8 protein-coding genes are annotated in these 7,982 nt (G+C 48.6%); all 8 read left to right on the forward strand.

From position 1 onward, the window contains the following. Nucleotides 1-64: 64 nt before the first annotated feature. Complete coding sequence (gene hpaI / locus FS666_RS03545) at nucleotides 65-991, forward strand: 2,4-dihydroxyhept-2-ene-1,7-dioic acid aldolase (RefSeq protein WP_144460629.1); 927 nt, start codon at nucleotides 65-67, stop codon at nucleotides 989-991. Nucleotides 992-1,078: 87 nt separating this feature from the next. Further along, entirely contained in the window at nucleotides 1,079-2,599 is a 1,521-nt protein-coding gene (gene hpaE / locus FS666_RS03550; RefSeq protein WP_144460630.1) for a 5-carboxymethyl-2-hydroxymuconate semialdehyde dehydrogenase, read from the forward strand. A 21-nt stretch (nucleotides 2,600-2,620) separates the two neighbouring features. Next, nucleotides 2,621-4,096, forward strand: a complete 1,476-nt coding sequence (gene hpaB, locus FS666_RS03555) for a 4-hydroxyphenylacetate 3-monooxygenase, oxygenase component (RefSeq protein WP_120074043.1) — start codon at nucleotides 2,621-2,623, stop codon at nucleotides 4,094-4,096. Nucleotides 4,097-4,111: 15 nt separating this feature from the next. Beyond that, nucleotides 4,112-5,095, forward strand: coding sequence for a 3,4-dihydroxyphenylacetate 2,3-dioxygenase (hpaD, locus tag FS666_RS03560; protein WP_144460631.1), 984 nt, complete (start codon nucleotides 4,112-4,114; stop codon nucleotides 5,093-5,095). A 43-nt stretch (nucleotides 5,096-5,138) separates the two neighbouring features. After that, a complete protein-coding gene (locus tag FS666_RS03565; protein WP_120074041.1) occupies nucleotides 5,139-5,597 on the forward strand; it encodes a flavin reductase family protein in 459 nt (152 codons plus the stop codon). 283 nt (nucleotides 5,598-5,880) lie between these two features. Beyond that, entirely contained in the window at nucleotides 5,881-6,675 is a 795-nt protein-coding gene (locus FS666_RS03570; protein ID WP_144460632.1) for a fumarylacetoacetate hydrolase family protein, read from the forward strand. Further along, nucleotides 6,672-7,457, forward strand: coding sequence for a fumarylacetoacetate hydrolase family protein (locus FS666_RS03575; RefSeq protein ID WP_144460633.1), 786 nt, complete (start codon nucleotides 6,672-6,674; stop codon nucleotides 7,455-7,457). Before FS666_RS03570 ends, FS666_RS03575 begins: the two co-directional genes overlap by 4 nt. 19 nt (nucleotides 7,458-7,476) lie before the next feature. Then, nucleotides 7,477-7,860 carry a 5-carboxymethyl-2-hydroxymuconate Delta-isomerase gene (locus FS666_RS03580; protein ID WP_144460634.1) on the forward strand — a complete coding sequence of 128 codons (384 nt, stop codon included), beginning with the start codon at nucleotides 7,477-7,479 and terminating at the stop codon, nucleotides 7,858-7,860. The last annotated feature ends 122 nt before the right edge of the window (nucleotides 7,861-7,982 follow it).

Consider the following 7,982-nt stretch of genomic DNA (forward strand, 5'->3'; position numbering starts at 1 on the left):
TATGATTTAATTGTTCAGAAAATTAATCAGCATTTAAAATAATTTTATATAGGAGGACTTGAATATGCCATCTTATAAAGAAGCAAAAGAAAGATTCAGAGGGTCCATTGCTCCGGTTATTACTCCTTTTAATGAAGATGAAAGCCTTGATTTGGAAACGTTTAAAAAATTGATTGATTGGCAGATTGAAAGCGGCAGCCACGGAATTTCTGTTACCGGAACAAGCGGCGAGCCCAGTTCCTTGACGGTCGAAGAAAGAGAGCTTGTCATGGAGACTGCGATGAAAGCGGTCGCAGGTCGTGTGCCGTTTCTCCCTGGAACAGGATCCGTCAACCATAACGAAGCGATGAGATTGACGAAAGCTGCCCAGGAAATGGGTGCGGACGGGGCGATGGTCATTGTGCCTTATTACAACAGGCCGAACCAGCACGCGCTTTACAAACATTTTAAAACAATCGCCGATGCAGTTGACATTCCGATCATCCTCTATAACATCCCCGGAAGGACAGCAGTCAACCTTGAAGTGGAAACGATTGCACGCCTTGCCGAGGACTGCCCGAACATTATCGGAATCAAGGAATCCAATAAAGACTTCGAACATGTGAACCGCGTCTTGTTAAAAGCCGGCCGCGACTTCAACCTGTATTCGGGAATCGAGCTTCTTTGCTATCCGATGCTTGCGATTGGCGGAGCCGGCCACATCAGCGCCACATCCAACGTCGCGCCGGCACCGGTTGCCGAAATTTACAACGCGTGGGCACGTGGTGATGTAAAACGTGCACAGGACATGCACTTTGAGATGATGGAACTGAACGACATTCTTTTTAAAGACACAAACCCTTCAGTGGCAAAAGCGGCTCTTGGCATGATGGGCAAAATCAAGCCGGTATTGCGCAAGCCGATGGATATTCCATCTGAAGCTTTGCAAAAAGAGCTTCGTGAAGTGCTTGTAAACTATGGAATCGAACTGAAAGACGAAGTAAAGAGCTAATTTCATATACTTTCAGACAAAAAGAATTGCGGCGGGTTTTGCAAACCCGCTCTCTCCCTGAAACGAGAATCTTTAAGGAAGGTGACTATGTTGGCACAAAAAACAGCAGAACAGGCAAAGGTACGCGAACACACCAGGCAGCCCGATGTAAAGCTATTTATCAATGGCCAATTCACAGAATCCGAAAGCGGAGTCTACTTTGATAACCCGAGCCCATTCACAAACGAAACAATCAACCGTGTGGCAGAGGGAAGAAAAGAAGATATCGATAAAGCTGTCCAAGCGGCCAATAAAGCGTTTAAAGAAGGCCGTTGGGGTAAAATGAAAGTTTCCGAGCGCATGAAATATATTGAAAGAATCGCAGATTTGATCGATGAAGAGGCCGAGGAGCTTTCATATCTTGAGTCCCTTGATACAGGACTTCCAATCGCGCAGACAAGGAACATGGCCGCGCGCGCTGCCGAGAATTTCCGTTTCTATTCCCGCATGGTGCAGACAAGAATGCACGGAGAAGCTTACATGCAAAACAGCGAGTTCGTCAACTACACCGTATACAACCCGCTTGGCGTTGTCGGATTGATCACACCATGGAACGCACCGTTCATGCTGACGACATGGAAAGTTGCACCGGCGCTTGCAACCGGCAACACCGTTGTTTTAAAACCGGCGGAGCTTTCACCGCTTACGGCGAATAAACTGGCTGAAATCATTCAAAAAGCGGAGCTTCCTGAAGGCGTATTCAACATCGTTCACGGATTCGGGGAGACAGCAGGAGCTTCACTTGTAGCCCACCCTTCAGTGGAAGCGATTTCTTTCACAGGTGAAACCGTGACGGGATCCGTCATCATTAAAAATTCAGCTGACACGTTGAAAAAGACTTCCATGGAGCTTGGCGGAAAATCACCGTTGATCGTGTTTGACGATGCTGATTTCGACCGCGCGCTTGATGCAGCCGTATGGGGATTGTTCTCTTTTAACGGCGAACGCTGCACAGCGAACTCCAGGGTGTTTTTACACAAAAACATCAAAGACAAATTCGTCGAAGCTCTGAAACAAAGAGTTCAAAACATTAAAGTCGGAGATCCGATGGATCCTTCCACCCAATTGGGGCCGCTCATTGACAAAGGCCATTTTGAAAAAGTAAAAGGCTATATCGAGATCGCCAAAGAAGAAGGATGCGAAGTGATCCAGGGTACGGTTCCTGAGGAATTCAAAGCAGGAAACTACGTACCTCCAACGCTGCTTTTAAATGCGGCAAATGATATGAGAGTCGCGCAGGAAGAAATTTTCGGACCGGTCATGGCCGTCATTGAGTTCGAAACGGAAGAAGAGGTCATTCAGGCGGCAAACGATGTGAAATACGGTTTGGCAGGTTATGTCTGGACGAACGACATCAAACGGGGACACCGCGTTGCACAGGCGGTTGATGCAGGAATGCTCTGGATCAATGCCCAAAATGTGCGCGACCTCAGAATTCCGTTCGGCGGGACGAAAGCGAGCGGCATCGGACGCGAAGGCGGGCATTACGCCATCCTCGAATTCTATACGGAACCAAAAGTCATTCACGTCGCTATCGGCGACCACCATATTCCGCAGTTCGGAAAGTGATCATAAGGAGAGTGAATATAAATGCCGGCAAAAACAGGAAAAGAGTATTTAGAACGATTAAAGAAAGCGAACAACAATGTTTACATTCATGGAGAGAGAGTCGACGATGTCACGGAGCACCCTGCTTTCAAAGGTGTCACACGCTCCATGGCGCGCTTGTACGATCTGCAATATGAAAAACCTGAAAAGATGCTCTATACATCTCCGACAACCGGGGATAAAGTCGGGATGACTTATAAAATCCCTGAAACCATCGATGATCTGATTGCACGCCGTGAAGCGATCCAGGAATGGGCACGTACATCAGGCGGCATGATGGGACGCGCGCCGGATTACATGAACGCTGAAGTGATGGCGACCGGTGCAGCAGCAGACTTCTTCGCGGAAGCAGATCCGAGTTTTGCTGAAAACGCAAGAAAATATTACGAATATGCACGTGAAAACGACCTGAGCCTGACTCATACATTGATCCACCCGCAAGTGAACCGTGCGAAAGCACAGGCGGAGCAGAAAGATGCAAACGTGGCCCTTCACCTTGTGGAAAAAAGAAGCGATGGAATCATTGTTGACGGTGTCCGTTTGCTGGCAACGCAGGGCGGCATCACCGATGAGTTGATTGTCTTCCCGTCTACGGTCAATAAATCCGATACAAAGGACGATCCATACTCACTTGCTTTTGCCATTCCGAACAACACGGAAGGGCTGAAATTCCTCAGTCGTGAAGCATTCGACTATGGCAAGTCAACCTGGGATCACCCGCTTGCCTCCCGCTTTGAAGAAGGGGATGCCATCGTTTCATTCGATAACGTCTTTGTTCCTTGGGAGCGCGTTTTCGTCTGTGGAAACGCCAGCCTTTGCAACAGGACTTTTAAAGAAACAAACGCGGTTGTCCATATGTCACATCAGGTTGTTGCTAAAAATATCGTGAAAACAGAGTTCATCCTTGGTGTCGCACTCAGCATCATGGATGCTATCGGAATCGACCAATTCCAGCATGTACAGGATAAAGGCGCCGAAATCATGCTGGTGCTTGAAACGATGCGTTCCCACATGTACAAAGCGGAGCACAACGCGCAAATCGATAAATGGGGCATGATGACACCTGATTTTGCGGCGCTTGACGCAGCGCGCAACTGGTACCCGCGCATCTACCCGCGCCTTGTTGAGATTGTAAGAATCCTTGGCGCATCCGGCCTGATGGGCATCCCGACACAGGCCGACTTCGAAAATGAAGACATCGGAGCGATCCTTGACCGCGGACTCCAAGGCAAAAACCTGAACGGCTACGAGCGTGTCCAACTGTTCAGATTGGCATGGGATATGACATTAAGCGCTTTCGGGGCAAGACAGGCGCATTACGAATACTACTTCTTTGGAGATCCGATCCGCATGGGCATGACTTATTTCAACGGATACGAAAAAGACAAATATAAAGATTTCGTTTCTGAGTTTCTTAAAAAGGAACCATCATCCAAGCCGGATTTTATAAAAGCATAAGGGGGTAAAATTCTGATGGATTTTAATATCATTCGCTGCGCACGCACAGTTTTGCATGTGACTGACCTGGAAGCTTCAAGAAAATATTACGTTGATACACTCGGTTTTATTGAAACGGAATCAGATTCAGAGAATTTGTATTTAAGAGGACTCGAAGAGCATAACCATCACAGCATCCACTTGAAAAAAGCGGAGAAGCCGGTTGTGGAAGCGCTTGGCTATAAGGTGGCATCAGACGCTGACCTGGATGCGCTGGATGAATTTTTTACAGCAAAAGGATATCAGACAAAATGGTTGAAAGAAGGGGAACAGCATGCCCTCGGGCGTGCACTCCGCGTACAGGATGTTTCGGGCCTGCCCCTGGAATTCTTTGCAAAAATGGATCATGCAGAGCGGTTGCTTCAGCGCTATGACTTGTATAAGGGAGCGCGCATCCAAAGAATCGACCATTTCAACTGCATGGTGGAAGATGTGGAAAAGGCGCAGGATTTCTACATGAAGGATTTGGGATTTGCCTGCTCGGAGTATACGGATACAAAAGAGGGCGATGTATGGGCAACATGGCTTCACCGCAAGCAGACCGTCCATGACCAGGCGTTCATGAATGGCGAAGGGCCGCGCTTGCACCATATCGGATTCTGGCTTCCTGATCCGCTCGCATTGATCCATGCGTGCGATGTGCTGGCAGCTTCAGGATACGGAAAAAGCATCGAAAGAGGGCCTGGACGCCACGGGTTGTCCAACGCATTTTTCCTCTATTTGAGAGATCCGGACGGACACCGTCTCGAATTGTACAGCGGCGACTATTTGACAAGCGACCCGGACTTCAAGCCGATCCGCTGGGATATCGACGACCCGATGCGCCAGACATTCTGGGGCCACGAAGCACCGGACAGCTGGTTCAACGAAGCATCTGTTGTCCTGGATGTCATCAGCGGCAAGGAAGTGCCATTGAAGCAGCCGAAACTTGCGAAGCGCAAGCCTGAATTTGTGATATAAAGTTTAGGGATAAGGGGAATTTTTACAAAAGGGGGAGAGTCGAATGGAAGATCGCCTGTTTAGAACAGCCATGGGAAAATTCGCAACGGGAGTGACAGTGATTACAACGAAAGTAGGGGAAAACGTGCACGGCATGACGGCCAACGCATTCATGTCGGTATCCCTGAACCCGAAGCTCGTCCTCATTTCCATCGGAGAAAAAGCGAACATGAACAAACTCATCAAAGAATCCGGCAAATTCGCCGTCAGCGTGCTGAATGAGGGCCAGCAGGATCTCTCCGCTTACTTTGCCGGCCAGGTCAAAGAAGAAAGAAACATAGAGTTCGATACGTTCAACGAACTGCCGGTCATCAAGGATGCCCTTGTCAACCTGACGTGCAACGTCCATGAATCCGTGATTGCAGGAGACCACACACTATACATCGGTGAAGTGACCGATCTCCGTGTCACAGATGGTGAGGCGCTCGGATTCTTCGAAGGTAAATATAGAAAAGTCGTTTAAAAGGGATCCCGCTCGTCTTCAAGGTTTTTCGGAAGGCGGACGGGATGTTTCTGTCGGGGCGAAGTGGATAAGTTGCAGAAGCCAGCCTCTAAAAGGGACAAAGGTCCGGCTGAGCTAGGGTAAGCAGAAATACCCGCGGATAACGGAAAATACCCACGGATAATCGGAAATACCCGTGGATAATCGGAAATACCCGCGGATAGTCGGAAATGCCCACGGATAACAGAAATACCCCCGGTTAACAGAAATACCAATTTCCGCGAAGAAAATAAGGGGTGAGAATATGAGTCTTGTAAAAGCGAGCCTTCATGGGCTCGGCGTTTGGGATGAAATCCAGGCAAATACGAATGATGCAACAGTTGAACTGCACGGACAAAAGCAGCCTGTTTCAGATGTTTCCTGGAATCCGCCGGTGAAAGGAACGGTTTACGGCGTGCTGTTGAACTATCAGGGGAAATACGATGAAATGAAAGAGCAATTCAATGAGGCACCTTATAAGCAGCCACCGAAAGCTCCAATTTTATATATCAAGCCTGCCAATACATTATCAGGATGCAATCAGCCCATTCCGCTGCCGGAAGGGGAAAAAGAGCTGGAGGCCGGTGCCGCGCTTGCAGTTGTGATTGGAAAAACTGCGACCCGCATTAAAGCGGAGGACGCGTACAAATACATCGAGGGCTATACGATTGCAAATGATGTCAGCATTCCGCATGAAAGCTATTACCGCCCTGCGATCAAGCAAAAAGCGCGCGACGGATTCTGTCCGATCGGGCCGTGGATCGTTTCCCAGGACGACGTGACGGACCCGGGGGAGTTGGAAACCCGAGTTTACATCAACGGGGAATTAAAGCAGGTAAATAATACGAAGAACCTGATCCGTTCGATTCCGGTCTTGCTTGAAGATGTAACCGAATTTATGACTCTTCGAAAAGGCGACGTATTACTTGCCGGAGTTCCCGAGCAGTCGCCGCACGTAAAAGACGGAGATGAAATCCGTATTGAGATTGACGGAATCGGAGCTTTGGTGAACAAAGTCGTTTCCGAGGAAAAGCTGGCTGAAGGAGGTCATGCATCATGAAACACGCACGGGTAGCTTGCTTTGGCGCGGTGCACGATGCTGTTGAAAAGGATGGAAAAATTGAACTTTTAGACGGCCGGATCGTTTCCGAAGATGAAGTCGTATGGCTTCCTCCCATCGAACCGAGAACTACATTCGTTCTCGCATTGAATTATTCTGACCACGCAGGCGAGCTTGCTTTTAAAGCGCCTGAAGAGCCATTGGTCTTTTTAAAAGGGCCGAATACATTTATTGGCCACAATGCGCAGACACGGCGGCCGGCAGACGTTACATACATGCACTATGAGTGCGAGCTGGCAGTTATAATCGGGAAAAAAGCAAAGAATGTGAAGCGCGAAGATGCCTGTGATTACGTCAAGGGTTACACAATCGCGAACGACTACGCACTTCGGGATTATCTGGAAAATTACTATCGGCCGAACCTCCGGGTGAAAAACCGCGACACATGTACACCGCTCGGACCGTGGTTTGTGGATGCTGCTGATATAAAAGATCCGATGAATCTGAAACTCCGCACCTATGTGAACGGCGAACTGAAACAGGAAGGGACAACAAAGGATATGATTTTCGACGTTCCTTACCTGATTGAATACTTGAGCAGTTTCATGACACTGGATGAAAATGACATCATTTTAACGGGAACACCGAAAGGAACGGTGGACGTCGTTCCAGGAGATGAAGTCATCACGGAAGTCGAAGGGCTTGGCCAGTTAAAAAATACGATCGTTGGAGATGAAGTTTTTTCCATAAAAAGCAGCCCTGAAAAAAGTGCAGCCAAATAAATAAGGAGGTGGATCGCAGATGCCTCATGTCATCGTTGAATACACGGATAACATTAAAGAGGAAGCCGAAATCGGCGGCCTGCTGAAAAAAATCAACGCGTCGCTCATCGACAGCGGCGGCGTCTTTCCAATCGCGGGAATTCGCTCCCGTGCCATCGAACTGCAAGATTATGTCGTCGCCGACGGATCGGAAGATGATGCATTCGTTCATGTCGCGCTGAAAATCGGCGGCGGCCGTTCAGAAGAGCAGCTGACGGCGGCGTGCGACAAACTGTTTGAAGTCGTGAAAGAGCACTTTGCCGGCCTGTTTGAAAAAAGATATCTCGCATTGTCAATGGAGGTGGAAGAATTTACAAGACCGACTTACAAACAGAATAACATTCACAAGCGATACAAAAAATAAGATCGAGTTGGAGCGCAGGCTGCCGGGACGGCGGCCTGCGCTCCAACTCTCATATAAGCGCTCCAACTCTCATATAAGCGCTCCAACTCTCATATAAGCGCTCCAACTCTCATATAAGCGCT

It is taken from the genome of Siminovitchia fortis, from assembly GCF_007681465.1.
GTDB lineage: Bacteria > Bacillota > Bacilli > Bacillales > Bacillaceae_C > Siminovitchia > Siminovitchia fortis.

What these genes read in the sequence shown, in the direction of transcription:
- hpaI (WP_144460629.1), top strand. Translation starts at nt 65, where the DNA reads ATGCCATCTTATAAAGAAGCAAAAGAAAGATTCAGAGGGTCCATTGCT.
- hpaE (WP_144460630.1), top strand. Translation starts at nt 1,079, where the DNA reads ATGTTGGCACAAAAAACAGCAGAACAGGCAAAGGTACGCGAACACACC.
- hpaB (WP_120074043.1), top strand. Translation starts at nt 2,621, where the DNA reads ATGCCGGCAAAAACAGGAAAAGAGTATTTAGAACGATTAAAGAAAGCG.
- hpaD (WP_144460631.1), top strand. Translation starts at nt 4,112, where the DNA reads ATGGATTTTAATATCATTCGCTGCGCACGCACAGTTTTGCATGTGACT.
- FS666_RS03565 (WP_120074041.1), top strand. Translation starts at nt 5,139, where the DNA reads ATGGAAGATCGCCTGTTTAGAACAGCCATGGGAAAATTCGCAACGGGA.
- FS666_RS03570 (WP_144460632.1), top strand. Translation starts at nt 5,881, where the DNA reads ATGAGTCTTGTAAAAGCGAGCCTTCATGGGCTCGGCGTTTGGGATGAA.
- FS666_RS03575 (WP_144460633.1), top strand. Translation starts at nt 6,672, where the DNA reads ATGAAACACGCACGGGTAGCTTGCTTTGGCGCGGTGCACGATGCTGTT.
- FS666_RS03580 (WP_144460634.1), top strand. Translation starts at nt 7,477, where the DNA reads ATGCCTCATGTCATCGTTGAATACACGGATAACATTAAAGAGGAAGCC.